The sequence below is a fragment of the Shewanella sp. DC2-4 genome (assembly GCF_013248875.1).
GTDB classification, from domain to species: Bacteria; Pseudomonadota; Gammaproteobacteria; order Enterobacterales; family Shewanellaceae; genus Shewanella; species Shewanella oncorhynchi.
The window spans coordinates 2,152,498-2,178,877 of the sequence record NZ_JABRVR010000002.1; the positions used below are offsets into that span (position 1 = coordinate 2,152,498).

The following is a 26,380-nucleotide window of genomic DNA, read 5'->3' on the forward strand; positions in this document are numbered from 1 at the left end:
CCATGCTTTACCGTTACACTAACGTGAACTCATCAAGCAAAAGTTTTTGAGCGTGATTCTTTGTGAGTCATACCAATCGTATTAAATATCTGTTCATTCAGCGAGAATTCAACGCGCTTTAGACAAGGCGAAGGCTTGAAGGCATAGTGGTGCTCTGTCGAAAGCCTTAAACGCAGTATAAAGCGTTTTGAAACCCGCCCTTTGGGAGCCTCACAGGTATCCCACTCCGGTGTTGCATTGACTTAAAAGAGAATAACGATTTCTGCGTCAATGCGCCTGAGATTTAAATACCTGTGAGGCTTTGAACTGATTAGATATTTAATGTGATTGGTATCAATACCATTAAGCTGAGGGTTAACAATTCAATGGCATCGTTTCCTAAAGACAAATCACCGCTGTATCAATACCTTGAACAAGATAAACAGAGTGTAGCGAGAAAACAGCCCCAAGCAGTGGACTTGTCTCCTATGGCGAAAATCTGGCATATCGTCGCCATGATCCCGCAGGGTAAAGTCAGCAGCTATGGCAAAATTGCCGATTATGCAGGATTACCGGGACGAGCACGTTATGTGTCAAAAGCGCTGAAAGCAGCTCCCGAACATTTGTCACTCCCTTGGCATAGGGTACTCAATAGTCAAGGCAAAATATCCTTCGAGAAAAATTCAACCTTCTTTCAAGAACAGATGGAATTATTAAGAATTGAAGGGATAACAGTGAACTGCGGCAAAATTAGTTTGTCTGAATACGAGTGGCGACCGGATCTGGTGACTTTAGTCATGGCAATGCCATTTTAGTTTAATATATTGATCCATAAACTATTTACATCTCTATTTACAGAAACGTCGTCCTCGGCTATAACCTGCTTACAGTCGATCCGATAATTAATTTATGCTCAACTGATTGACCCAGAACTGTGTAAGTAAGCATGCTACTCGACACTTTTTTATCAACCACTACCGACCATTCTGTAGTGATACAAGGTGAAAACCTGCGACCCAAGGAGCATTCTTTGCGTACCATTCCCACATTATTAGTGAGTTTTACCGTCCTCACTCAAAGTATGTTTGCCATGGCAGCGCCAACGCCGCTAACACCGCAGACGGCCGAATACCAAGTCAACTATGGAGACATTGAATTAGGAAAAGCCAAATACACGCTACCCAATCCCGAAGATGGCGTGTTTAAGTATCGTTTTGATAGCGATCTCAGCCTATTATTGTTAACCGATGTGCGTCACATCTTGAGTGAATTTACTCAAAATGATACGCAGCTCAGTCCTTTGCGTTACTTACAACAACGCCAAGGTGTCGGGCCTAATTACACGGAGCAAACCGCATTCGCCAAAGCTCAAGGCTTTATTCATACCCGTTACAAAGATGAAAAAAGCAAGTTTCCCTATGATGATAAAATCTTTGATCCTCTTATGGTGCAGTTGCAATTTAGGCTAGATATGATGGCGGGCAAAGAAGTGCTCGACTATAAGATGGTCAAGGACAACGAAGTCGATGAATACAAGTTTCATGTGATCGGTAAAGAACGAATGAACATCGACAGCGGCAGTTACGACACAGTCAAAATTGAAGTCGTGCGTGACAATAAAAAACGTCAAACCTTCTTCTGGATGGCGCCTGACTTAGCGTATTTGCCCGTGCGTTTAACTCACTTTGAAAAAGGCAGTAAGCAGCTCGATATTAAATTACTTAAATATCACTTCGATGAAGTGCCGCACCAAGAAACCATACCTGCAGACATTGCAGAAAAACCGCTAGTGCCTAAACTGCTCGGCACGACTGAAGGTTAATCGGTAAGACATTGAGTTAAGATGTATAAACTTAACCCAATGATACAAAGCCTTAGCTTCACAATACTGAACTAAAGCCAAACTCATATCGAATAAAGCCCAACCGAACTATATTTAACTGAACTATATCTAACTGAACTTAGGGCCTACCTCTAAGTTCAGTTAATGTTCATCGCTAATGGTTCATCACTGATTGCTAGAAGATATGTTAGATACTGACTCGAACTTTTTAATAAAGTGACCTGAACAAAACAAAATCAACCGTAAATCCGCTTGCCCTCATTATTTAGCTCAACGGCATAACATCAGAGATCGATTAACAGCTCACCCAATCTAAACAGCTTCCAGTTACCCGGCTGCATAACGCGCCACTGTTCATTTTCGGTCAACGGGCGAGTCGCAATCACAGTCACCACATCATGGGCGGTAGTTTCCTTATCAAAATCAATCACCACATCGGTATCGATAAGTTTCGCTTTACCAAACGGCGCGCGGCGAGTGATGTAACATAAGTTATTACTGCAATAGCTCATTAAATGCTCGCCATCGCTCAATATCATGTTGAACACACCTAAGGCACGGATTTGCTCGGCCAACGTTGCGACGTAATGGAAAACTGCCAACATATCTTCAGGTTTAGTACCGCCAAACTTCTGGGCGACTTGTTCCAAAATCCAACAGAAAGCAAGTTCGCTATCGGTATCGCCTACGGGTTGATAGCGCGAGACATGAAACTTGGGCAGATAGTCCGTCAATTGACCATTATGGGCATAGGTCCAATAACGTCCCCATAATTCGCGGGTAAAAGGATGAGTATTCTCTAAAGACACACAACCGCGATTCGCTTGGCGAATATGGCTTATCACCACTTCACTTTTAATCGGGTAGGATTTGATCAATTTTGCAATATGCGATTCGCTACTCGGGCAAGCATCTTTAAAAGTACGGCTGCCTTTCCCCTCGTAAAAAGTAATACCCCAGCCGTCCACGTGGGGACCGGTTACACCACCACGTTGTGCTAATCCCGTAAAACTAAACACAATATCGGTCGGCACATTGGCGCTCATCGCCAGTAACTCGCACATATTTCTCGCCTATCATCAATCAAAAAAACTACTTATGGCATTGTAACTAGTTGATGACATTTGTGGAATGATCAAAGCTGACAAATAATTTAAACAATTGTTTGAAAAATACTTGTATTAAAATTCTCTTAGGTTTAACTTTTATGCGACACAGGTCTGACCACAAACTATAATTGTGATCGCAATCAATAAAACACTCTATGACCTGTGGTTGGCACTCGGTCATATTTAAGGAGAATTACAGTGACTACCCTACTTTGGATCATCGCCATGATCTTAGTGCTAGGAGCCCTAGCTTACCTTCGGGTATCTTTGCTCACTGCCACTATTACAGCCGCTGTTGTGATGACAGCTGGATGGACACTCGATGTTGTCGGCCCTATCTCTTGGATCGTTTTCCTCGTGATCGCGCTGCCGTTAAATATCAGTGCATTTAGACAAAATGTGATCAGTCGTCCACTGATGAAGGTATATCGCGGCATCATGCCGGAAATGTCTTCAACAGAGAAAGAAGCGATTGAAGCCGGCACCACTTGGTGGGAAGCGGATCTGTTTGCGGGTAACCCGAACTGGAAAAAACTCCATAACTACCCAGTTGCGCGTTTAAGTGCAGACGAACAGGCCTTCCTCGATGGCCCTGTTGAAGAAGTATGCCGCATGGTGAATCAACACCAAGTGTCACATCAACTTGCCGATCTGCCTGCCGACGTATGGCAATATCTGAAAGATCACGGTTTCTTCGCCATGATCATTAAGAAAAAATACGGCGGTTTAGAATATTCAGCTTATGCCCAATCTCGCGTGTTACAAAAACTGGCGGGGTTAAGCAGTGAGTTGGCTTCAACTGTTGGCGTACCTAACTCTTTAGGCCCTGGAGAGCTGCTGCAACATTACGGCACGCCAGAGCAACAAAACCATTATTTACCGCGTTTAGCCAAAGGCTTAGAAGTCCCTTGTTTCGCTCTGACCAGCCCAGAAGCCGGTAGCGATGCAGGCTCGATTCCTGACTTTGGTATTGTGTGTAAAGGCCAATGGGAAGGCGAAGAAGTTCTGGGGATGAAGCTGACTTGGAACAAGCGTTACATCACCTTAGCGCCTGTCGCGACAGTATTAGGCTTAGCCTTTAAACTGCGCGATCCAGAGCATCTCCTTGGCGATAAAGAAGAACTCGGCATTACTTGTGCTTTGATCCCTACCGATGTGGAAGGAGTAGAAACGGGTCGTCGTCACTTCCCGCTCAACTGCATGTTCCAAAACGGTCCGACTCGCGGCAACGAAGTATTCGTGCCATTAAGCTTCATCATTGGCGGCCCGAAAATGGCGGGGCAAGGCTGGCGCATGCTGGTGGAATGTTTATCAGTGGGTCGTGGTATCACGCTGCCATCAAACTCAGCGGGTGGCGTGAAAACCGCTGCGCTGGCAACAGGGGCTTATGCTCGCATTCGTCGCCAGTTCAAATTACCTATCGGCAAGCTTGAAGGTATCGAAGAGCCAATGGCACGCATCGGCGGTAACGCCTATCTGATGGATGCTGTGACGACGTTGACCACTACAGGTATCGACTTAGGTGAAAAACCGTCGGTTATCTCTGCGATTGTGAAATATCACCTGACAGACAGAATGCAGAAATGCGTTATCGATGCCATGGATATTCACGGTGGTAAAGGTGTGTGTCTTGGCCCCAATAACTATTTAGGCCGTGGCTACCAAGCTGCGCCTATCGCAATTACTGTTGAAGGTGCAAACATCCTTACCCGTTCTATGATCATCTACGGCCAAGGCGCAATTCGTTGCCATCCGTATGTACTCGCAGAAATGGAGTCTGCGTTTGATACTGAATCGGGTCAAGGTTTAGCTAACTTCGATGCGGCTATCTTTGGTCACATTGGTTTCGCGACCAGTAACTTCATCCGTAGCTTCTGGTTAGGTCTGACATCAAGCCGTTTCTCTAACGCGCCTTATTCAGATAAAACCAAACGTTATTATCAACAGATGAACCGTTTCAGTGCCAACCTTGCCTTGCTCTCTGACTTAGCCATGGCAACCTTGGGTGGTAACCTTAAACGTAAAGAACGTATCTCTGCCCGTTTAGGTGACTTACTGAGCCAACTGTATCTGGCATCAGCCACGCTGAAACGCTATGAAGATGAAGGCCGTCAAACCGACGACTTGCCATTAGTACAATGGGCAGTTGAAGATGCGCTGTACAAGCTGCAAGCTTCTTTAGACGATTTACTGGATAACTTCCCTATGGGCCTTGGCGGCGCATTACGTGTGGTGATGTTCCCATTCGGTCGTCCACTGAAACGCCCAAGCGATGTGTTAGATCATAAAGTTGCTAAGATCATGCAAACACCGTGTGAAAGCCGTAACCGTTTAGGTAAAGGCCAGTTCTGGACTAACTCTGAGCACAATGCTGTGGGTATCCAAGAACAAACACTACTCGACATCATCGCGTCTGAACCGCTGCACGACAAAGTCTGTAAAGCGAGCGGTAAACGTCTACCATTTATGTGGTTAGATAAAGTTGCCGCAGAAGGTAAAGCCTTAGGTGTGTTAAGCGATGCCGAAGTGCAATTACTGGAAAGAGCCGAAATTGGTCGGATGAAATCAATCAACGTTGATGACTTTGACCCAGCAGAACTGCGCCCAGAAGTGGTTTCAACCACTTCACAGGAACGTGCTGCGTAATCCACTCAGTAAGATTTAAACCACAAAAAGGAGGCTAATAAGCCTCCTTTTTTATTCCGATGGCAAGGCGTGCCACAACTAAGTGAATTTGGTTGAGTTACTACCTCGACTTTGACCGATGCTTTCATTGCTCAGTATGACTGATCAGTACTATGCTAATGACATTACTATCAGTCCATTGATAAAAGAATACCATGTCAGTAAGTCGCTGACATGCCACTTTAAAAACTGTTCAGTTTTTAAACCTGTAGGGCTTTAGAGCTAATTCAGCCTTAACACTCTTCATCACTCAGGTCTTCAAAGTACCAGTAACCGAGGTTCACCCACTCAGTAAGCTGCTTAAGCAAGTCGGCATCGGCTAACCAGGGGGCTAAGGCGGTTTTATCTAACTGATTGCTATCACATAGTAGTGGGATCACCTCGGCCAATTCGGCTGAAAGCAGATACTTATCACCATTAATATACACAACGCCTTGTCCCACATTGATATCAAAATACAAACAACGCAGTCCGCCGAGGCGAATAAGCGGCTGCTCATCGAGCCAAGCGAGCACTTCATCTTGCGTGATGTCCAATGGCTCATCGGGTAAATCGAGAGCGCACTTTGACTGAGTTAAATAGCGGCCCGAAAACTCGCTCACCAGTTCATCGGTTAACATATTAGTCAGTTGCGTACGTAACCGCGCTAAATCGCGATTATCGACACAACCACTGCGCGTTGTCAGCTCGCGGTCTGGATCTTCAATCTGCTGTGCGCCTAAATCTTGCTCAGACAGATGATCAGCCAAAGCACTTACCATATCTTTGGCGGAAGCAGTGCGATAACCTACTGAAAAACTTAAAGACTGTTCTAAGGTTATGCCGTCATGGGGGAATCCTGGGGGAATATAAAGGATGTCGCCGGGCAATAACTCAGTATCGATAATCGGTTCAAAAGCTTCTGTGTGCAGCAAAGCGGGATGCGCGGCAAACTCTTTGTGCGGTCCCAGATCGCCTACGCGCCAGCGGCGACGTCCCGAGCCTTGGCAAATAAACACATCATACAGATCGATATGCGGTCCTACGCCACCGCCAGGAGTGGCAAAACTCACCATCACATCATCTAAACGCCATCGCGGAATAAAATCAAAACATTGGATCAGGGCTTCTGCATCGGGCACCCAGTTGTTCAAGGCTTGCACGATCAAAGTCCAATCCCGTTCACCGAGATGATCGTAGGAATCAAAAGGGCCAAATTCAGCCTGCCATTGCCCAGCCTGTTGGTACACTCGCCGAGATTCCACCAGCTCATCCATGGCTAACCCAGCTAACTCTTCGGGCGAGATTAAATCTTGAAAATGTTTGAATCCTTGGCGGATAACCAAAGGTTTTTTCTGCCAATATTCTGCTAAAAATTGCGCGGGTGTTAAGCCATTAATATCGAGTTGCATGGGTCGCTCACAAACCAAACTGTTATTCATAGAGGTAAATGCTAACAGGAAGCGAAACCAAGAAAGCTCGACCGGATCAACAAAGCATTAAGTCTTTTATCAGCGTCAATGTGATAGTGAATTTACTAACGTATTGAATTACAATCGGCTTATCTAAAAGCGTTGTACTGTCAAAGACGGCAATGCTGACACATCATTTATAGAGTCCACATAAGATCTATGCCTACATCTGCTGCTAACACTTTGGTCGTGCTCGACTTTGAAACCACAGGGCTATCGCCTAATCAAGGGGACCGCGCGATTGAAATCGGAGCTGTGCTAATTGAAAACGGCGTGATCACCCAAAGATTTTCAGAGTTGATGAACCCAGGATTTAGAATAAGTCGTTTTATTGAGGACTACACAGGGATCAGCAATCAAATGCTCAGGGATGCAGCGCCCTGCAATGAAGTGATGGCGCGTTTTGCCGACTTTATCGCCGATCATAACTTAGTCGCCCACAATGCGGCATTTGATCAGCGCTTTTTAGACGCGGAATTTGGCCAAATTCGCCATCGCTATCGAGGGCAATTTGGTTGCTCCTTGCTGGTGGCAAGACGTTTATATCAAGCGGCACCGAATCATCAATTAGGTACTTTAGTGCGCTATAAACAGTTACCAAGCGATGGCACCTTTCACCGCGCCTTAGCCGATGCCGAAATGACTGGCCATTTGTGGCTGGCAATGCTGGCAGACCTTCAGCAAGAGTTCGGTCTCAATGCTCCCACCTTCGAGTTACTACAAAAAATCGCCAAGAAAACCAAAGCAGATGTGCCGAAGTTTTTACGCCAATACTCAGACAAGTGAACTCAAAAAGCAAAAAGCCGATAAATCCAAGGATTATCGGCGATGTTTCAATAAGCAAATTAAGTGCTCAACGACTTGCCAGCAAAAAACAGCAAGCTCCTAGTAATAACGGCCCATCTATAACGGCTTAAGCGGCGCGCTATCAATGCCGCAGGAACTGCGAACCACTAAGGTTGTCGGAATAAGCTGCGCACTCACCTCTTGTCCGCGGATAAGTTTGAGTACACTGTCGACTAAGATTTCACCGGCTAATTGGGTATTCTGCTTAATGGTCGTTAATGGCGGATTGGCAAAACTCGCCACAGGAATATCATCATATCCCACCACTGCAACTTGTTCTGGGACTGAAATGCCCTTCTCTTTCAGCGCACGAATAGCACCAATGGCAATCAGATCGCTAGCAGCAAAAATAGCATCAAACTGTGCGCCTTTGGCCATCAATGCCATAGCCGCATCGTAACCAGCACTTTCAGTGCTAATTGCCGACACTTGCTTAGTGCGATCGACAGCAATATTCGCCATTTGCAGCGCCTTCACATGGCCTAAATATCTGTCCCTAAACTCAGGACTGTGGCTCGAGGCATCGCCTAAAAAGGCAAAAGCTTTACGACCAAGGGAAATCAAGTGCTCTGTGGCAATCAAGCCACCTTGATGATTATCACAACCAATGGAAAGTACTGACTTATTGTTATGCTCAGCACCCCAGATCACAAAGTGAGTATTCTGCGCGAGCAATCGCTCCAGCTTTTGCTCGTAGTCCATGTAGTCACCGTAACCAAGCAGAATAATGCCGTCAGCTTTATTACTGTCTTCATAATCGGCGTGCCAGTCGCTGGACAATTGCTGAAACGAAACCAATAAATCATAACCTTGCTGCGCCGTTGCTCGGGTAATGGAGCCAAGCATAGACAGGAAAAAAGGATTGATTAACGAGTCATCGTTGGTGGGGTCTTCACACAATAACAGCGCTAAGGTATGGCTATTTTGGGTGCGAAGATTACTGGCATTTTTATCGACCTTATAATTCAGCTCTTTGGCAATAGTTTGAATACGTTGGCGAGTTTCTAAATTGACTAACGGGCTGTTTCTAAGGGCACGGGAAACCGTTGACTGGGATACGCCAGCACGATAAGCAATATCAATCGAGGTCGCTTTCGATGCCATAAAGAGGATTTAACCTTAGTTATTATTTTGCGTCGATACTAAAACAGTTCCACCCACTTGTATAGACGAATGCGTTAACATCCGTCTTACATTAGAGACTCTGGTTAAATGCCGAGCTGATCGAGCAAATCATCGGCTTCATTATCAATGGCACGAGTCGCAATGGCGGGTTTATCGGCCATCTTAACCCAAGGCGAAACATTCGAATTTGAGTCGTTATTTCCCCCAATCGAACTGTGCTGCTCTAACAGACTATCGGGATCGAATTCTTCATCGTAGACAAATTCATCTAAGCGAATGAATTCGGTTTTGTCCATGGCAAACTCGAGGTAGAAAATATGGTTATTCTCTGTCCTAAACGACACTCTACGGGCAACTGCATCGTCTAAGTTAGCGTCGATTGATATAGTTAACTCTTTATTAATCGTCAACATTTTTGGTTGGCTTTGGCTGATGGATGTTTGCAATTCTTTAGAAATTTTATTAATAAAATCCCCTAGAATTTGGTTCATCAGTTCGCCCATCACATTACTCACTTCATCTGAAGTATGTGAAAACGCGAGCTCAGACTCAGGCATGCCCATGTTCAGCATGTAGCGACGGTAGATTTCAATCGCTGCAGAGGCTGAAAAGTTGATCACAACCAGTCCTGAAAAACCACCGTCGAAAATCGAGAAACAACCGAGATCAGGTTTAAGACGAGTACGCGCAATACTTTGTACCATACCCGCATGGGTAACATTGCTGGCACTGGTGCTAGAAAGGACGTGGGCGACTGAGTGGCATAACTTCAGTAAAATATCATCCGACGTTACGATAGTATTTGTGGTCATAATCGATTCTCAAACTGAATAATGAATTAATCTTGCGCGTAAAAGCGTAAAAAATCAAAATTAAAACAATTGATTAGCCTAATATAGCAAGATGGCAAAATTAACATAATGCTAACTTATTGATATTTAATAGATCAGATAAAACCTTCAACATAAAGCGACTTATAAAACGGCCTAACTTAATAAGAACATGCCCCATAATGCAACAGATTAAAGTTCCCTATCACTATTCCCTGCTTTAGATCAAAGAAACTCATATTTTATAACGGCTTTTACTTAATTTATGTCACAGACGATTCAATTGAGATTGATTCGCAGGTATATTGATGCACAATAATAAGTCCTTAAGGAATCCAAATGATCACGTTTTTGCGCCGGTTTACCATTTTGCAACGCTTAATGATGATGCTCCTTATGGCCGCGATAGGGACTGTGTGTTTTGCCAGTTTTTCAATTAAAGAGCAGTACAGCAATTTAATTGAGCAGAAATGGTTGCAGATAGACGGTCAGCTCGCCAGCATGTTAAGTGTGATAGATGTGCACCGTCAGGATGCGCTCAAAGGTAAGTTTAGCGAAGCAGAAGCTAAACAAATCGCCGCGGATTTAATCAATCAAACTCGCTATTCAGGTTCAGGCTACTTCATTGTTATTGATGATAATAATCAAATTCTTGCCCACGGGGATAGCGCAAATCTTATTGGCACCTCAGCATTAACCTTCAAGTTACCTAATGGCACAAACCCCTTAGCCACTATGCTGCCATTAGCGCGTGCTAAATCGAAAACAACCCTCGAATACCCTATCGCCGATCCTATGACCCGCGCGATAGAAGACAAGCTTGCTGAAGCCCGTTACTACCCACAATGGGGTTGGACAGTCATAACAGGCGCTTATCTTAGCGATGTCAAAGCGAGCTTAAAGTCAGTCATTATCGACTATCTAATTATCATGTTTTTGATTTCAGTGCCGATTTTTGCCTTCTTCCTTGTGCTTAACCATTCCATCACCTCACCATTAAATGATGCTATTGATGCCCTTGAAGATATTGCCCAAGGCGAAGGCGACTTAAGTCAGCGCATTAATGCTCAAGGTAAAGATGAGATTGCCCATCTCGCCCGCGCCTTCAACATGTTCGCCCAAAAAATTGGCGACATGGTCGGCCATTTACAACCTTTAGGCCAAGCATTAGATAAAGATGCAAAACAGCTTTTGATTGCAGTTGAAGAGTCCAATCAGAGTGCTGAACATATCCACAGAGAAACTGGCAGCGTCGCCACAGCCGTCAATCAAATGCTGTCGACCACCCATGAAATGGCGAGCAACACCCAGCAAGCGGCCGATGCGGCGAACAGCGTAAAAGAACAAGCGCAGCAAAGCCAAGTCGTGATCGACAACACAGTCAGCAACACAGAAAAACTGGTGGCAGAATTAAAAGCCTCTGAAGTCATCACCCAAAAGCTGGGCGTCGCCTCACAGCAAATCGGTAGCATTCTCGATGTGATCCGCAGCATTGCCGAGCAGACCAACTTACTCGCCCTTAATGCCGCCATTGAAGCTGCTCGAGCTGGGACCCACGGCCGTGGTTTTGCCGTAGTTGCCGATGAAGTCCGCGCCCTTGCTACTCGCACCCAAGACTCGACCAATGAGATCCAAAAAATCATTAGCGAGATCCAATCCGGTGTTGGCTCAGTGATGAAGAGCAACAATCAAACTCAACTGCAATCCGATGAGCTACAGGCCCAAGCCCACGAAGCGGGTAAAGCCATGGCGGCGATTCTGCAATTGATTGCCCATATCAGTGACATGAACACACAATTAGCCAGCGCCACCGAAGAGCAATCACTGGTGACCGAAGAAATTAATCGAAATATTTGTAATATTTCGGAATTAACCGAAGTCTCAGTAAAAGCTAACGAAAGTAATAGCCATGCAGCTCAGTCACTGCAAGACATTAGCCAAGACATGTCCCGCACCTTAGGCCAGTTTAAAATCTAACTAAAGTGTATGAGAACGGCATGACTTGTCGATTGGGGCGCCATAGGGCGCCCTTTTCTTTGGGTAAACCTTCTGGTAACGCTTGTTAACCGCTATCTCACCAATAATGAATTTCAACGACAAAATCCCATTAACCACAAATTCTCTGTCACGCTAACGTTTGATATGCGGTATGCTTTAGCCTTAAAAATCCAACCGAGACACTGCCATGCGAATGACCTTAGCCGTTCACCCTGAACAGTACACAATTCATAGCTTTAGCCCGAATGCCGTATTGCCCAGTGAGGTTTTTGCACAGGACATGTATTTCATTGGTAAGACCCAAGAAGGTTTATCTTTAGTCGTTTCCAGTGAAATGGAACTCGACAGCCTAGAGCAAGAACCGGGCTGGTGTTGCTTTGAAGTACTCGGGCCACTGGGATTTTCGATGACAGGCATTTTATCTAAAGTGTCTGGCACCTTAGCGGACGAACAAATCAGTATTTTTGCGATTTCGACCTTTGATACCGATTACATTTTAGTAAAAAATAATCGCCTCAAAAGTGCCGTCGCCGCCTTGAAAAAACAGGGCTATCACATCATAGAATCGAAAGACGAAGTGTAATACCCCTTTAAATATGAGCTCATCTACTATGTACGAAAAAACAGTCACCATTACCGCCAAACATGGCATTCACACCCGTCCAGCAGCCTTACTGGTTAAAGAAGCCAAAACCTTTGACTGTGATGTCATGGTCGAATGTAATGGTAAGCAAGCCAGTGCTAAGAGTCTGTTTAAACTACAAACCTTAGGCTTATATTCTGGCGTCACGGTAAGAGTGTTTGCCGAAGGTGAACAGGCACAGGCCGCGGTTGAGAAAGTCTCTGAGCTGCTCATTACCCTAAGCTAGGCCTTTTCTTACGCTAAAATGCGTTTATCTGCAGGTTTAACCGACACGCAAAAAACTCGTCTCGACCGTCTTGACCGTCTTGACATGCTAATGCTTTACATACAAACGCTTTACAAGCTTAGCGTCACTCAACTAGACTCGCTATCGCTAACGGACACTCAGTTCAGTGGTTAATTTAGGAAGGGATATGTCAATAACGGGGATTATAGTGTCATCGGGAATTGCCTTTGGACAGGCACTTCACCTACTCCACACCGAACACCACCTCGATTATCGCCCTATTCCCCTGTCTAAAATCCCTCAACAACAGGGTAAATTTGCCAAAGCCTTGCAAGAACTACAGGCACAACTGACCCACAGCCAAGCTGCACTCGACAGCGACTCCGAAAATTATCAGTTAATCGAAGCCGATTTGTTGTTATTAGAAGACGATGAATTAATCGAGCAAGTGAACGATGCCATTCGCACCTTACAATTGTCGGCAAGTGTGGCGGTTGAACGTATTTTTGCCCATCAGGCCAATGAGTTACAATCCTTAGATGATCCCTATTTAGCCAATAGAGCCCAAGATGTACGCTGTTTGGGCCAAAGAGTCGTCGCGGCGATAAACGGCCATTTAGCTCAAGGGCTCGAAAAACTCGATAGACCCACTATCTTATTAGCGCAGGATTTGACACCCGCCGAATTTGCCTTACTACCACGGGAAAACCTCTGCGGTATTGTACTGAAAACGGGCGGTTTAACGAGCCATACGGCCATTTTAGCCAGAGCAGCCGGCATTCCTGCCATCTTAAGTTGTCAGTTCGACGCAGACTCTATTCCCAACGGTACGCCCTTAGTGCTCGATGCACTCGCGGGTGAACTTTGTGTCAATCCCAATCCAGACCAACAGGCAAGACTCACAGTTACCTTTCACCATGAACAAGCAAGGCGCGCAGCACTTCAAACTTACAAGGATGTCCCAGCGCAAACCCAAGACGGTCATACTGTGGGACTCATGGCAAACGTGGGTAATCTCAACGACATCACCCATGTCAGCGATGTCGGCGCCGATGGAATAGGCTTGTTTCGCACCGAATTTATGTTGATGAACGTCGCCACCCTGCCCGATGAAAAAGCCCAATACAGCTTATATTGCGATGCATTGCACGCCCTAGGCGGTAAAACCTTTACCATCCGCACCTTAGATATCGGTGCAGACAAAGAACTCCCCTGTTTATGCCAAGAAATTGAAGATAATCCTGCCTTAGGTCTTCGCGGCATTCGCTACACCTTGGCGCACCCAGAATTATTTAAAACCCAATTGAGGGCAATTTTGCGTGCCGCTAACCATGGCCCGATCCGTTTGATGTTCCCTATGGTCAATCAAGTCGAAGAATTGGACGAAGTGTTTGAACTTATTGCCCAGTGCCAAGATGCCTTGGAAGAAGAAGAGAAAGGCTATGGCGAACTTAGCTACGGTATCGTTGTCGAAACCCCTGCTGCGGTATTCAACCTCAACGCTATGCTGCCAAGACTTGATTTTGTCAGCATTGGCACCAACGATTTAACCCAATATGCAATGGCAGCCGATAGGACAAACCCGCAGCTTACCCGTGACTATCCATCCCTTTCACCTGCCATTTTAGCCTTAATTAACATGACAATAACCCAAGCTAAGGCCGCTAATGTTAAAGTTTCTCTGTGCGGTGAACTCGCCAGTTCACCGCAAATTGCGCCGCTGTTAATCGGCATGGGGTTGGACGAACTCAGTGTTAACTTAAGCTCACTCTTAGAAGTGAAAGCGGCCATTTGCCAAGGCAGCATCACACAATTTTCGGCATTAGCTCACACGGCATTACAACAAGATAGAATTGCAAGCTTACAGCAGTGTATAACAAGCTATAAATAGAGACATTTATTCGTTATGCTGCATTACAGAACAAAAACAATGACAAAAACAAGCAAAAGAGGCTCTAGATTATGGGATTTTTAAGCCGAATAAGGCGCTTGGTATCGGGCCAGACTCAATTAGCTGGCGGTATCATGGTATATGCCCCCGTTTCCGGCGATATCGTCGCCATTGAAAAAGTCCCCGACGTGGTTTTTGCTGAAAAGATTGTCGGTGATGGCATCGCTATAGCCCCCAAAGGCGAATTAATTCTGGCGCCTATCGACGGCACCATAGGTAAAATTTTTGAGACAAATCATGCATTCAGTATTGAGTCTCCCCAAGGTTTAGAGCTATTTGTTCACTTTGGTGTAGGTACAGTCGAGCTGAGAGGCAAAGGGTTTAAACGTTTAGCCCAGGAAGGCCAAGAAGTGAAAGTCGGCGATCCGATCCTGTCATTCGATATTGATTACCTAAAAGACCAAGTCGACAGCCTACTCACTCCTGTCGTTTTGGCGAACATGGAAGATGTCAAATACCTCGACAAAGCCCAAGGCAGTGTCACCGCAGGTAAAGACGTGATCTTTACGGTACAGCTCTAATTTAACCATTTCGAATAAATCGGTTATCGGTTGTTTTCTGAATAACAAAAGGCTGACTCACCATCATGAGCCAGCCTTTTAAGCTTTTGAAAACCAAGCCTATACACGGTATTTGAATTCGCCAAGCTGCACCGATACACAGGCTTAAGAGAATCTATTTTGGCCGTCCTCACGCTAAGCATCACGTTCCCTGCGAATAACGGCTACATGACTCTAGTAAACTAATCTACTTTGAACATGGCAAAATCGGGGCGCGGTAATTTATCTAAAATACTGTACAGATAAATCACCAATACCGAGAGTAAAGCGCCTGTCAAAAACAGCCACTGACCGCCAAAATGATCCAATATGATGCCACCTCCAAGGGGCGCGAGCGCAAATCCTAAGTCATAGAATGAAGCGGCCCCAAAGTAAGCGCCACGAAGATGATCAGGGGCTAAGCGGTCGATATGCACATTCATAGTGGGGAACAAAATAGTCTCGGCGACACTCATCACCACAATCGCACCAATCCAGCCCCAAAATAGATCCAGTGGATTAAACGCCAGCCAGATTTGTGAGCCGATCAGTAATAGCAATCCGATTTGAATCCGTTTGACGAGCGGAAAACGGGCCATGAGTTTCAATAGCAAAAATTGGGTGGAGATAATCACCATAGCATTGGTGAAAATCATGCCAGAAATTAACGTCAGCAAATCAGGCGCACCTGCGCGAGTAAGATATTGGATCAACGAACTGTCCATTTGGGCATAAATGAACATACACAAAATATTGGCAAAAATTAAACATTGCAGCAGTTTATCTTGCAATAGAATGGTGATAATTTGCTTACGGCTCACGACTGCCGCTTTTTTCGTGCTTGCCTCTACATCAGTCGATAAGCTATTCACACCACGATTAACACCATCACTTGTCATGTCATTTACAAAGTCACTTTCACTGCCACTCGTATCGCCACTTAAATTGTCACTCGATGAGGCGCCAGCCGCCATAGCAGGTTCCTGACGGGTTTGATGGTTAAATCCCCAATATAACAAGGCCAACAATACGGCAAAGGCCACTGCAGTAAGGTAGAAACTGGATTGCTTGCCCGTAAGACCAAGCCATACCCCCAGCATAGGGCCAACGGCGCAGCCAACGTTGACGATAAAATACAGCGACTGCATCGCCAATTCGCGTGTCTTAGGATCGGCAATAATGTCGCCAATAGCGGCGGATGTCAGCGGTCGCCACAGTGAAGTGGCCATAGAGCACAGGGTCATCACAACCACATACCCCTCGACAGAATTTGCTTCAGCCAATAACGAAAACGAGATGATATAGAGGATGCCCGTCAGGTACATCAGCTTATGACGACCGATTCTGTCGGACAATGAGCTACCAACAAAGCTCGTAAATACCGAAATAATCGCGGCGCTGGACAAGACCATGCCGACCTCTGTGGCACTTAGCGCAAATTTCTCATATAAAATAACGGCTAAGAATGGCCACACCATGTAATAACTGCCACGGGTGATAAAAGACCCAAACAAAAATATCCACATCAAGCGCGGAAATTGCTTAAATCGCTGCAATGAAACATCGCTGTGCATCTTAATCCTTTAAAAGCGCATTGACCTCAATGCTTAAATCAAACTGATTTTAATGAAAAAACAATATATACAAGGCACTTAAGTTGAACAAGTGTTAAAAAGTTAAACCAAAGCAAGTCACCAGCGATTATTATCTCTAGAAAATTAACGTTTTATTAATCACCAGATATCAGCAGCACATCCCACTTGTGACATGCGACGCACAATGCCACAATGCCAGCAAAATCAATGCTTGCAAGCCAAGCGTCCATCCACACTGGAGCATCATTTTGACCCTCTACGGTATTAAGAATTGCGATACAGTGCGTAAAGCACGTAAATGGATTGAAAATCATCAACTTCCAGTTCATTTCCATGATTTTAGAGATGACGGCCTACGTCAAGAAGACCTCGAATTCTGGTGTAACACCTCAGGCTGGGAAACCGTATTCAATAAGCGCAGCACGAGCTTTCGTGCGCTCAGTGACGCAGATAAAACCGATATTGATCAAACCAAAGCCATTCAACTTATGCTGACGCAACCGACACTGATCAAACGCCCCGTCTTAGTCGTCGGTGAACAAGTGCTGATTGGCTTTGATGAAGCCGCCTATAAAAGAGTATTCTCAGTATGATGCCAGCCGACAATTATCCCGTTACAGAACTGACAAAAGCGCTGATCGCCCGCCCTTCGGTGACACCGCTTGATGAAGGCTGCCAAACCTTAATGGCTGAAAGACTCAGCGCCATCGGTTTTAATATCGAACCTATGGTATTTGAAGACACCACCAATATGTGGGCTCGCCGTGGTAATGAAGGCCCCGTTTTTTGTTTTGCGGGTCACACAGACGTTGTGCCGACAGGCGATGTGAGCCGCTGGCACACGCCGCCTTTTGTGCCCACCATCATTGATGGCTACTTATATGGCCGCGGCGCAGCGGACATGAAAGGCTCACTGGCGGCTATGATCATTGCCACCGAACGCTTTGTGGCTAAACATCCCGATCATCATGGCTCTATCGCCTTTTTGATCACCAGCGATGAAGAAGGTCCGTTCATCAACGGCACGACGCGAGTCATTGATACCTTAGAAGCGCGCAACGAGAAGATCACCTGGGCATTAGTCGGCGAACCCTCATCAACCCTAAAGCTGGGTGATGTGGTCAAAAATGGTCGCCGCGGCAGTTTAACCGGCAACTTAACCGTGAAAGGCATTCAAGGCCACGTGGCCTATCCACACCTTGCCGATAATCCAATCCACAAAGCCGCGCCTTTTTTAGCCGAGCTAAGTCAGATGCACTGGGATAATGGCAATGAGTTTTTCCCCCCCACCAGCTTCCAAATCGCCAATATTAATGGCGGCACGGGCGCATCGAATGTGATCCCTGGTGCACTGGAAGTGATGTTTAACTTCCGTTACTCCACCGAAGTGACCGCCGAAATCTTGATTGAGCGAGTTGAAACTCTATTGAAAGCCTATGAGCTAGATTACGATATCAGCTGGATTTTCAATGGCCTACCATTTTTAACCGGTGATGGCCCGTTATTAGATGCAACCCGTATCGCGATCCGCCAAGTCACAGGTTATGAAACCGATCCGCAAACCACTGGCGGCACATCAGACGGTCGCTTTATCGCGCCAACGGGCGCCAAAGTGTTAGAGCTTGGCCCTGTCAACGCCACCATTCATAAAGTGAATGAATGCGTTAAAGTGGACGACCTTGAGCAGTTAGCCCTGTGTTATGAAGTCATTTTGGAACAATTACTGTGTTAGCACATCTGAAGATCCGTCCCGAAACCGCAAAGCTTTACGGCTTATGCGCCCCTGAATTGGTGGATTATTTAAGCCCGTATCACCTTGGTTATCATAGCTTTGGGTTAGAGGAGAACACAGCTATCGCCTTTAAGTCTATGGCGGCAAAAGCTGAAGATGCGGGCATAAAACTCGCGATTTGCTCGGCTCATCGTCCCTTTGAACGGCAACTGGCAATTTGGAATGCCAAGGCTAGCGGTAAACGCGCGGTATTGGATGCCAATGAGTTACCAGTCAATATTCAGGGCTTAAGTGACGATGCCATAGTTGACTTGATTTTGCTCTGGTCGGCGTTGCCCGGCGCTTCACGTCACCATTGGGGTACCGATCTCGATGTGTTCGATGCGGCTCAAATTGATGTTAAAGCCCTGCGCCTTGTTGAAGCTGAATATGTTCAGGGTGGTCCCTGCGCTAAATTGCATGCTTGGCTGGTAGAAAATGCCCATGATTTTGGCTTTTACTTCCCGTTTCAGCAGGGACAAAGTGCGGTAAGTCCTGAGCCTTGGCATATCAGCTATTTCCCTGTAGCGCAGTTATTGTTGCCACAATTCGATCGTGCCGAACTGGCAATCCTGTTAGAAAACAGTGATATGTTGCTAAAAGATGCAGTACTCGCCCGATTAGACAGTCTAATAGATGAATACGTGCTGCGTATCGCTCAGCCCTAATCACGAAATACTCGCAAAGATCAGTCAATAAAGGTTAAGCATAGCGCTATATCGTCAAAATGGGCGCCAAAATGCGGTTTAACACAATGATATATTTGATTAAGTAGGTTTTATGGATTTTTCTTCACACCGTCAGCAGCTTGTTATTGCCGATCGAAAATTAAGTTACCTTGATGTCGGCTCAGGCCCTGTATTATTGTTTGGGCACAGTTATTTATGGGATAGCGCTATGTGGGCGCCTCAAATTGCCACCTTAAGCGCCCAGTATCGCTGCATAGTGCCTGAACTTTGGAGCCATGGTCAGTCAGATTTACTGCCCAATAACTGCAAAACGCTACTCGATATTGCCGATCAAATGCTTGAGCTAATGGATGCTCTTGAGATAACTCACTTTAGTGTTGTCGGACAATCTGTCGGTGCTATGTGGGGCGCAGAATTGGTACTGAAAGCACCAACAAGAGTTAAAACCCTCGTTATGCTCAACAGTTTTATCGGCTTCGAACCCGAAGTCACCCGTGCGAAATATGATGGCATGCTGGATATGATTACCGCCGCTAAGGCGATCCCTGCGCCGCTGATCAGTGCGATTTCACCTTTATTCTTCGCCAATGATGCCGCAAATAACACTCCCGAACTGGTTACGGACTTTGAACAGTCACTTGCCAGTATCACAGCGGAGCAAATCCCCACGATAGTTAAACTTGGACGAATGATTTTTGGTCGTCGCGATACCATGGAATACGCCGAGCAATTGACGCTACCCTGCCTCATCATGGCTGGCGTGGAAGATAAGGCCCGCAGCGTATTAGAAAGTTACCTGATGAGTGATGCCATTGACGGCAGCCAACTTGTGCATATTCCTGCAGCAGGACACATATCAACTCTTGAACAAGCGGAATTTATTAACCAACATTTAGCCGATTTTCTGGCTAAACATTATTAATCAATTGCTAAATCTACGCTTCAAGGTGCGAAAACTCGCATCTTGAAGATGAGTATTTCTACTTAGTACATGTTACCAAAATGTGCTTATATCAATATTGCTCACCCATACTTAATTCCTATTTTATGGATAAATACATTAGGCTTTACTTTATTAAAGTCTGTTATTGAGCACGCCTCGTTTCATTAAACTCACCTGTTAAACCTCTATTAACAAGTAAAGACCTTGTTTTTGTTCCAATCGGCCTAAAAAATGTTGCACAAAGGTGAAATCTACTAATTATCAACTACCTTTATACTGTATTCCCTCAACAAGGTATTCTGCCATGAGAAAAAGTACAGTTGCCCTCTGCGTATTCAGCACACTTTATATGCCGTCTCTTTATGCCGATGTTCAAATAAATGGATTTGCCTCTATTGTCGCGGGCTCAAGTCTAAGTGACGATAAAAGCTATTATGGTTACGACAAAGAACTCGATTTTAATAATGATTCCAAAGTTGCCTTACAATTTACCGCCGATCTTGGTAGTGGCTTAAGAGCTACTGCACAAGTGCTATCCAGAGGCAGTAACGATTATAGCGCTGAATTCGAATGGGCTTATATCTCCTATGACATCAGCGACAAACTTATGCTTATGGCGGGTCGCCAACGTTTTAATCTCTATAAATACTCCGATTATATTGATGTAGGCTATGCCTATCATTGGATCACTCCGCCCCGCGGAGTTTATTCACTTCCATTTAATTCAGGTGAAGGTGTAGGCTTAGTTTATGCCGATTTATGGGGTGATACTGAAGTAGGTTTGACCTATAAATACATTACCACTTCAGTTTCTGACTACTCGCCTACGGGTTCATCAACGCCTCCTGCGCCCTTCTCCGCCGAGGGCCACATAATGAACTTTAACTTTGTAACCTCAGGGTTTGAGTACGGCTTAAATATTGGCATAGTCACCGATTTCTCCTACGAATTACCCGCACTGCTTGGCTTAGGTAATGCAATTTCTCAAACCGGACTCTTTACTCAGCAAGTAGTTGATGATCTTTTACCGATTAATGACAGCGCGTTACTCATTGGCGCTAACATTAAATATGATGCTGAAAAATGGTTTATTTTGGCCGAATACACACGAATTGATGTCGACCCCAGTAGCTTTAATATTCAAGATTCAGCCTTTGTTTCCGGCGGGATCCGCTATCACGATTTCACCTTCCACTTAACCTACGGTATTGATAAAGGTGAGCCCCAATACGATGCCTATGACGCTATGTTACCTGTTTACAATGGTCTGCCACCGGCAAACCAAGCTGCACTCGCACCGCTTGTTTTTGGAACACAAGCGGCGCTTGAAGCACAACAGGAAGACAGCGCCTACTACATCATAGGTACCCGCTGGGATTTCCATCCTTCTGCCGCACTGAAACTAGAGTACACCAACTACAGTAACGACAAACCGTCCTCCGATGAACAGTTGCTGAGTATGGCAATAGACTTAGTTTTTTAAGGAGTTAAGCATGAAACTATTAATAAGTTCTCGGTTGATGATAAAAACCTTAGTCGCCAGTGCGCTTCTATTTGGCAGTGCCTGTGTTCAAGCCGAAATTGCCGTCGTGGTGCACCCTTCTAATACGTCAGAAATTAGCGCTGCGGATATTTCACGGATCTATTTAGGCAAACTCAAGTCTTTCCCCAGTGGTGGCACTGTCGTCGCACTCGATCAACCTGAAGGCACGCCCGCACGTGATGCCTTTGTTAAACAGATCCTTAATAAAACCGAGAGTCAGTTAAAAGCCTATTGGTCAAAACTGGTCTTTTCAGGCCAAGGTCAACCGCCCAAAGTCGTCGACTCCAGCGCTGAAATGCTCGCATTGATTGCCGCCAATCCCAATATGATCGGATTTGTTGACGTCAGCGAAGTAAACGACAGCGTGAAAGTGATCAGTAAGTTCTAACCCATACTGCATCATCCTTGTCCGCCTTAACCTGTGGCGGACAAGGTTTCCACTCAGCATTAGCGCGATATAAACAACAAACACACTATCAAATAGTGCTTGCCCCCTCAGAGAGGGCTTATCCATTTGCAGTACTATTAAGAAAAAATAATCTCGATTTTTCAATATCCTGATTCAAACCTTAATTGGATAGACCAGCAGATCAAAATTTGCTGGTATACTCTTGCTAAAAATGTGCTGCTTGCATGAATTAGAGCATGAGAAGACATTTTATATGTCAATAAAACAATAGGTTAAAATGAAACTACTCAAACCTTTATTCGACAATAACCGCCGCTGGGCCGGACGTATACGCCAAGAAAATCCTGATTTTTTTGAACAATTAGCGAAACAGCAACATCCAGAATACCTGTGGATTGGCTGCTCAGATAGTCGCGTACCCTCAAACCAAATCATTGATCTTATGCCCGGTGAAGTCTTTGTTCACCGTAATATCGCCAACATGGTGATCCATACCGATCTTAACTGCTTATCTGTACTGCAATACGCCGTCGATGTGCTCAAGGTGAAGCATATTATGGTGGTGGGTCACTACGGCTGTGGTGGTGTGCGCGCGGCCATGGGTCAGCAACGCTTAGGACTCATCGATAACTGGCTCGGGCATTTACGTGATATCTATCGTATTTATCAGGAAGAATTACAACAGATGGACGAAGCCAAACGTTTTGATCGCCTGTGCGAGCTAAATGTGATTGAGCAGGTTGCCAATGTCACCAGTTCAACCATAGTGCAAGAAGCTTGGGATCGCGGCCAAGAAGTGGCGGTACACGGCTGGATTTACGGCATTGATAACGGTTTACTGACAGATTTAGATGTCACGGTTGACCGTGAACATGGTTTAGCTAATCCACGCTAACGGCCTGAATATAGGCTTTTAACCCTTAGCTGAGTGTCATCAATGCTCAGATAAAACCTGCCCCTGTGCAGGTTTTTCTTTTTCCATGACAATTTTCAGCAATAAAACATCGCAAGGGTCTATTACGCCAGTTATAATCCGCCAGTTAATTGCAGGCGACCTATGCGCCACAAATTCTAAGGAGATACCTTCCATGCCCGGTTTTGAATTATTTGGTCCTGAAGAGAAGCAGGAAGTCGCTGACGTTATGGAAAACGGTTTTACCTTCCGTTACAACTTCGACCATATGCGTAATGATCGCTGGAAGACGCGCGATATGGAGCAACTACTGTGCGAGAAGATGAACGTGAAGCATGCTCACCTTTTATCAAGCGGTACTGCTGCGCTGCAAACGGCCATGATGGCTGCAGGCATTGGTGCTGGCGATGAAGTTATCGTGCCACCTTTTACCTTTGTAGCCTCAGTTGAAGCGATTTTTATGGCAGGCGCGATTCCGATTTTTGCCGAAATCGATGAGACATTGTGTTTATCTCCAGAAGGTATCGAAGCCGCGATTACCCCACGCACTAAAGCCATCAACTTAGTACACATGTGCGGTTCTATGGCGAAGATGGACGAGATCAAAGCCGTCTGTAAAAAACATAACTTACTGATTTTAGAAGATGCTTGCCAAGCCATCGGTGGTAGCTACAAGGGCCAAGCCCTAGGTACTATCGGTGATGTGGGTTGTTACTCATTCGATTCAGTCAAAACCATCACCTGTGGTGAAGGTGGCGCTGTGATCACTAACAACACAGAAATCTACAACAACGCGCACATGTTCTCAGATCACGGTCATGACCACATTGGTAAAGACCGCGGCGCAGAGTCACACCCTATCATTGGCTTGAACTTCCGTATTTCGGAAATGAATGCCGCCTTAGGGTTAGCGCAGTTACGTAAACTCGATACCATTATCGATATTCAACGTAAAAACAAAAAGACCATTAAAGATGCAATGGCCGCTATTCCAGAAGTCACCTTCCGCCAGATCCCAGATCCCGAAGGCGACTCGGCTGGCTTCTTAACCTTTATGTTGCCAACCGAAGCGCGCACGCAAGAAATCAGCAAAAAACTGGCTGAAAACGGCGTTGATGGTTGCTTCTACTGGTATGTAAACAACTGGCATTATTTGAAAAACTGGAAACACATTCAGGAGCTTAAGGCATCTGCTGCGTTGCCAATCACATTAATCGCCGACAGACCTGACTATACTCAAGTTTCTGTGCCTAAATCCGATGCCATTATGAGCCGCACGATTTCTATGCTCATCAAGTTGTCTTGGACCGATGCTCAGATCGCCGAGCGTATCGAAAACATCAAGAAAGCATTTGCCCAATAATTCTACGGGAGTTTGTTGCAATGAGTTTTAAGAATTTTAAAGTAGTTGAAAAAATGATCTTCGGCCGTGGCTCATTCGTCCAATTGGATGAAGTGTTAGCTGCTGAACGTAAAACCGCCGACGACTTCGTGGTGTTTTTAGTCGATGACGTGCATCAAGGCAAAGCCCTTGAGGGCCGCATTCCAGCTAAAGCACAAGACATGATAATTTGGGTTAACGTTGATGAAGAGCCAAGCACAATTCAAATCGATGCCCTGACTGAACAAGTTCAAGCTTTCAATAGCAAACTGCCAGTGAGCGTCGTCGGTTTAGGTGGCGGTTCAACCATGGACGTAGCTAAAGCGGTATCGCTGATGCTGACAAACCCAGGTGGCTCTGCTATGTATCAAGGTTGGGACTTAATCAAGAACCCAGCGGTACACCACATTGGTATCCCAACGATTTCTGGTACTGGTGCAGAAGCGTCACGCACCGCAGTATTATGTGGTCCAGTACGTAAGCTAGGCCTGAACTCAGATTACACAGTATTCGATCAAATCATCATGGATTCTGAGTTAATCGAAGGCGTAGAAACGGACCAATGGTTCTACACAGGTATGGATTGCTATATCCACTGTGTTGAATCTTTACAAGGTACCTTCTTAAACGAGTTCTCTAAATCCTACGCTGAAAAAGCCATGGATTTATGTCGCCAAGTGTACTTAGACGACCACGTAGAAAAAGACGACAAGCTAATGATGGCGTCTTTCATGGGCGGTATGAGCATAGCGTATAGCCAAGTGGGTGCCTGTCATGCGGTATCTTACGGTCTGTCTTACATCCTGGGTTACCACCATGGTATCGGCAACTGTATCGCCTTTGACGTGTTAGAAGAATTCTATCCAGAAGGTGTTGAAGAGTTCCGTCTGATGATGAAGAAACATAACATCACGCTGCCGAAGAACATCTGTAAAGATCTGCCAGACGAAACGATAGCGAAAATGGTTGCCGTGACTAAGAGCATGGGTCCACTATGGGCTAACGTTTACGGCGCGGGTTGGGAAGAGAAAGTCACAGATGAAATGTTGACTGCCCTGTTCCGTCGCATCTAAGCTCTAACACATGTTAAAAGGGCTCAATTGTGAGCCCTTTTGTCTATATGCATTGTATATCTACACTGTATATCTTTGATAAAAGTAGGATAATTTGATGAATGTGACTCTGTTAATCCCGGCTCGTTACGGTTCAAGCCGCTTCCCGGGCAAACCCTTAGCCCCGATTAACGGCAAGCCAATGATCCAACACGTGTATGAACGCGCGTCGTTAGCCAAAGGCCTCACCAATATTTACGTCGCTACCGATGATGATCGCATTAAAGCGGCCGTTGAAGGTTTTGGCGGCAAAGTAGTCATGACCAGCCCAGATGCTGCCTCGGGTACAGATCGTATCAATGATGCAATAAACCAACTGGGACTGAAAGATGACGACTTAGTGATCAACCTACAGGGCGATCAACCTCTAATTGACCCAACCTCTATCGAGCAAGTCATCAGCCTCTTCGAGCGTCACCCTGGTGAGTTTGAAATGGCCACCTTAGGTTTTGAAATCGTCAATAAAGCCGAGCTTGACGATCCTATGCATGTGAAGATGGTGTTCGATAACAACAACTACGCCTTGTATTTCTCTCGTTCGCGTATTCCTTTTGGGCGCGATACTCAAGATTACCCCGTTTATAAGCACTTAGGTGTGTATGCTTATACACGCAAATTCGTACAGGCCTTCGCCGCCCTACCATTAGGTCGTCTAGAAGATCTGGAAAAACTCGAGCAATTACGTGCATTAGAGTACGGCCATAAGATCAAAATCGCCATTAGCGCCTTTGATTCTATTGAAGTTGATACGCCAGAAGACATTCGTAAATGTGAGCAACGTTTAGCGGTTGATTAATCG

Annotated in this window: 24 protein-coding genes; 19 read left to right on the forward strand and 5 right to left on the reverse strand. The window is 45.5% G+C overall.

Features of this window, described 5'->3' with window-relative positions:
• Window positions 1-365: 365 nt before the first annotated feature.
• Both HQQ92_RS10225 and HQQ92_RS10230 read left to right on the forward strand, forming a co-directional pair.
• Window positions 366-794 carry an MGMT family protein gene (locus tag HQQ92_RS10225; RefSeq protein ID WP_173245094.1) on the forward strand — a complete coding sequence of 143 codons (429 nt, stop codon included), beginning with the start codon at window positions 366-368 and terminating at the stop codon, window positions 792-794.
• Between the two features lie 215 nt (window positions 795-1,009).
• Window positions 1,010-1,801, forward strand: coding sequence for a DUF3108 domain-containing protein (locus HQQ92_RS10230; RefSeq protein ID WP_217272623.1), 792 nt, complete (start codon window positions 1,010-1,012; stop codon window positions 1,799-1,801).
• Between the two features lie 305 nt (window positions 1,802-2,106).
• Here HQQ92_RS10230 and HQQ92_RS10235 read toward each other — a convergent pair whose 3' ends face one another.
• Window positions 2,107-2,886 carry a class II glutamine amidotransferase gene (locus tag HQQ92_RS10235; protein ID WP_113939616.1) on the reverse strand — a complete coding sequence of 260 codons (780 nt, stop codon included), beginning with the start codon at window positions 2,884-2,886 and terminating at the stop codon, window positions 2,107-2,109.
• 243 nt (window positions 2,887-3,129) lie between these two features.
• On the opposite strand from HQQ92_RS10235, the gene fadE reads away from it, so the two are divergent.
• Window positions 3,130-5,577: an acyl-CoA dehydrogenase FadE gene (gene fadE / locus HQQ92_RS10240; RefSeq protein ID WP_028760048.1), complete on the forward strand. Its 2,448-nt coding sequence runs from the start codon at window positions 3,130-3,132 to the stop codon at window positions 5,575-5,577.
• 272 nt (window positions 5,578-5,849) lie between these two features.
• On the opposite strand, the gene HQQ92_RS10245 is transcribed toward fadE, so the two are convergent.
• Window positions 5,850-7,007: a cupin domain-containing protein gene (locus HQQ92_RS10245; RefSeq protein WP_173245099.1), complete on the reverse strand. Its 1,158-nt coding sequence runs from the start codon at window positions 7,005-7,007 to the stop codon at window positions 5,850-5,852.
• Between the two features lie 219 nt (window positions 7,008-7,226).
• Here HQQ92_RS10245 and HQQ92_RS10250 point away from each other — a divergent pair, with 219 nt between their 5' ends.
• Window positions 7,227-7,853 carry a PolC-type DNA polymerase III gene (locus tag HQQ92_RS10250; RefSeq protein WP_173245102.1) on the forward strand — a complete coding sequence of 209 codons (627 nt, stop codon included), beginning with the start codon at window positions 7,227-7,229 and terminating at the stop codon, window positions 7,851-7,853.
• A 117-nt stretch (window positions 7,854-7,970) separates the two neighbouring features.
• On the opposite strand, the gene HQQ92_RS10255 is transcribed toward HQQ92_RS10250, so the two are convergent.
• Together HQQ92_RS10255 and HQQ92_RS10260 are read right to left on the reverse strand one after the other, a co-directional pair.
• Entirely contained in the window at window positions 7,971-9,017 is a 1,047-nt protein-coding gene (locus tag HQQ92_RS10255; protein ID WP_113939612.1) for a LacI family DNA-binding transcriptional regulator, read from the reverse strand.
• Window positions 9,018-9,121: 104 nt separating this feature from the next.
• Window positions 9,122-9,850, reverse strand: coding sequence for a DUF3334 family protein (locus tag HQQ92_RS10260; protein ID WP_028760052.1), 729 nt, complete (start codon window positions 9,848-9,850; stop codon window positions 9,122-9,124).
• Window positions 9,851-10,207: 357 nt separating this feature from the next.
• Here HQQ92_RS10260 and HQQ92_RS10265 point away from each other — a divergent pair, with 357 nt between their 5' ends.
• From HQQ92_RS10265 to crr, 5 genes are all read left to right on the forward strand, one after another.
• Window positions 10,208-11,845 (forward strand): methyl-accepting chemotaxis protein, encoded by a 1,638-nt coding sequence (locus HQQ92_RS10265; protein ID WP_028760053.1) that lies wholly within the window; start codon window positions 10,208-10,210, stop codon window positions 11,843-11,845.
• Between the two features lie 208 nt (window positions 11,846-12,053).
• Window positions 12,054-12,449 carry an ACT domain-containing protein gene (locus HQQ92_RS10270; RefSeq protein WP_173245105.1) on the forward strand — a complete coding sequence of 132 codons (396 nt, stop codon included), beginning with the start codon at window positions 12,054-12,056 and terminating at the stop codon, window positions 12,447-12,449.
• A gap of 28 nt (window positions 12,450-12,477) precedes the next feature.
• The gene (locus tag HQQ92_RS10275) at window positions 12,478-12,735 is read left to right on the forward strand and encodes an HPr family phosphocarrier protein (protein ID WP_028760055.1); all 258 of its coding nucleotides are present in this window, start codon (window positions 12,478-12,480) and stop codon (window positions 12,733-12,735) included.
• Between the two features lie 187 nt (window positions 12,736-12,922).
• The gene (gene ptsP / locus HQQ92_RS10280; RefSeq protein WP_173245108.1) at window positions 12,923-14,626 is read left to right on the forward strand and encodes a phosphoenolpyruvate--protein phosphotransferase; all 1,704 of its coding nucleotides are present in this window, start codon (window positions 12,923-12,925) and stop codon (window positions 14,624-14,626) included.
• A 71-nt stretch (window positions 14,627-14,697) separates the two neighbouring features.
• On the forward strand, window positions 14,698-15,207 hold the full coding sequence (crr, locus tag HQQ92_RS10285; protein WP_006081821.1) for a PTS glucose transporter subunit IIA: 510 nt from the start codon (window positions 14,698-14,700) through the stop codon (window positions 15,205-15,207).
• 221 nt (window positions 15,208-15,428) lie between these two features.
• Here the strand turns inward: crr and HQQ92_RS10290 are convergent, their stop codons facing one another.
• Window positions 15,429-16,799 carry an MFS transporter gene (locus HQQ92_RS10290; protein ID WP_173245111.1) on the reverse strand — a complete coding sequence of 457 codons (1,371 nt, stop codon included), beginning with the start codon at window positions 16,797-16,799 and terminating at the stop codon, window positions 15,429-15,431.
• Window positions 16,800-17,068: 269 nt separating this feature from the next.
• Between HQQ92_RS10290 and HQQ92_RS10295 the strand changes: the two genes are divergently transcribed.
• The 10 genes from HQQ92_RS10295 (at window position 17,069) to kdsB (ending at window position 26,377) form a co-directional block, all read left to right on the forward strand.
• A complete protein-coding gene (locus HQQ92_RS10295) occupies window positions 17,069-17,413 on the forward strand; it encodes an ArsC family reductase (RefSeq protein WP_105252601.1) in 345 nt (114 codons plus the stop codon).
• Window positions 17,413-18,552, forward strand: a complete 1,140-nt coding sequence (dapE, locus tag HQQ92_RS10300; RefSeq protein ID WP_173248640.1) for a succinyl-diaminopimelate desuccinylase — start codon at window positions 17,413-17,415, stop codon at window positions 18,550-18,552. The genes HQQ92_RS10295 and dapE overlap by 1 nt, the downstream gene beginning before the upstream one ends.
• Window positions 18,546-19,259 (forward strand): M15 family metallopeptidase, encoded by a 714-nt coding sequence (locus HQQ92_RS10305; protein ID WP_173245114.1) that lies wholly within the window; start codon window positions 18,546-18,548, stop codon window positions 19,257-19,259. The genes dapE and HQQ92_RS10305 overlap by 7 nt, the downstream gene beginning before the upstream one ends.
• A gap of 112 nt (window positions 19,260-19,371) precedes the next feature.
• Window positions 19,372-20,202 carry an alpha/beta fold hydrolase gene (locus HQQ92_RS10310; protein ID WP_173245117.1) on the forward strand — a complete coding sequence of 277 codons (831 nt, stop codon included), beginning with the start codon at window positions 19,372-19,374 and terminating at the stop codon, window positions 20,200-20,202.
• Between the two features lie 325 nt (window positions 20,203-20,527).
• Window positions 20,528-21,706 (forward strand): porin, encoded by a 1,179-nt coding sequence (locus tag HQQ92_RS10315; protein ID WP_173245120.1) that lies wholly within the window; start codon window positions 20,528-20,530, stop codon window positions 21,704-21,706.
• A gap of 10 nt (window positions 21,707-21,716) precedes the next feature.
• The gene (locus tag HQQ92_RS10320) at window positions 21,717-22,154 is read left to right on the forward strand and encodes a phosphate ABC transporter substrate-binding protein (protein ID WP_105252606.1); all 438 of its coding nucleotides are present in this window, start codon (window positions 21,717-21,719) and stop codon (window positions 22,152-22,154) included.
• A 298-nt stretch (window positions 22,155-22,452) separates the two neighbouring features.
• Window positions 22,453-23,070: a carbonate dehydratase gene (gene can / locus HQQ92_RS10325; RefSeq protein WP_028760064.1), complete on the forward strand. Its 618-nt coding sequence runs from the start codon at window positions 22,453-22,455 to the stop codon at window positions 23,068-23,070.
• A 193-nt stretch (window positions 23,071-23,263) separates the two neighbouring features.
• The gene (gene kdnA, locus HQQ92_RS10330) at window positions 23,264-24,451 is read left to right on the forward strand and encodes an 8-amino-3,8-dideoxy-alpha-D-manno-octulosonate transaminase KdnA (protein WP_028760065.1); all 1,188 of its coding nucleotides are present in this window, start codon (window positions 23,264-23,266) and stop codon (window positions 24,449-24,451) included.
• A 20-nt stretch (window positions 24,452-24,471) separates the two neighbouring features.
• Complete coding sequence (gene kdnB / locus HQQ92_RS10335; RefSeq protein WP_028760066.1) at window positions 24,472-25,542, forward strand: 3-deoxy-alpha-D-manno-octulosonate 8-oxidase KdnB; 1,071 nt, start codon at window positions 24,472-24,474, stop codon at window positions 25,540-25,542.
• 97 nt (window positions 25,543-25,639) lie between these two features.
• Complete coding sequence (gene kdsB, locus HQQ92_RS10340) at window positions 25,640-26,377, forward strand: 8-amino-3,8-dideoxy-manno-octulosonate cytidylyltransferase KdsB (protein WP_012197229.1); 738 nt, start codon at window positions 25,640-25,642, stop codon at window positions 26,375-26,377.
• Window positions 26,378-26,380 lie beyond the last annotated feature (3 nt).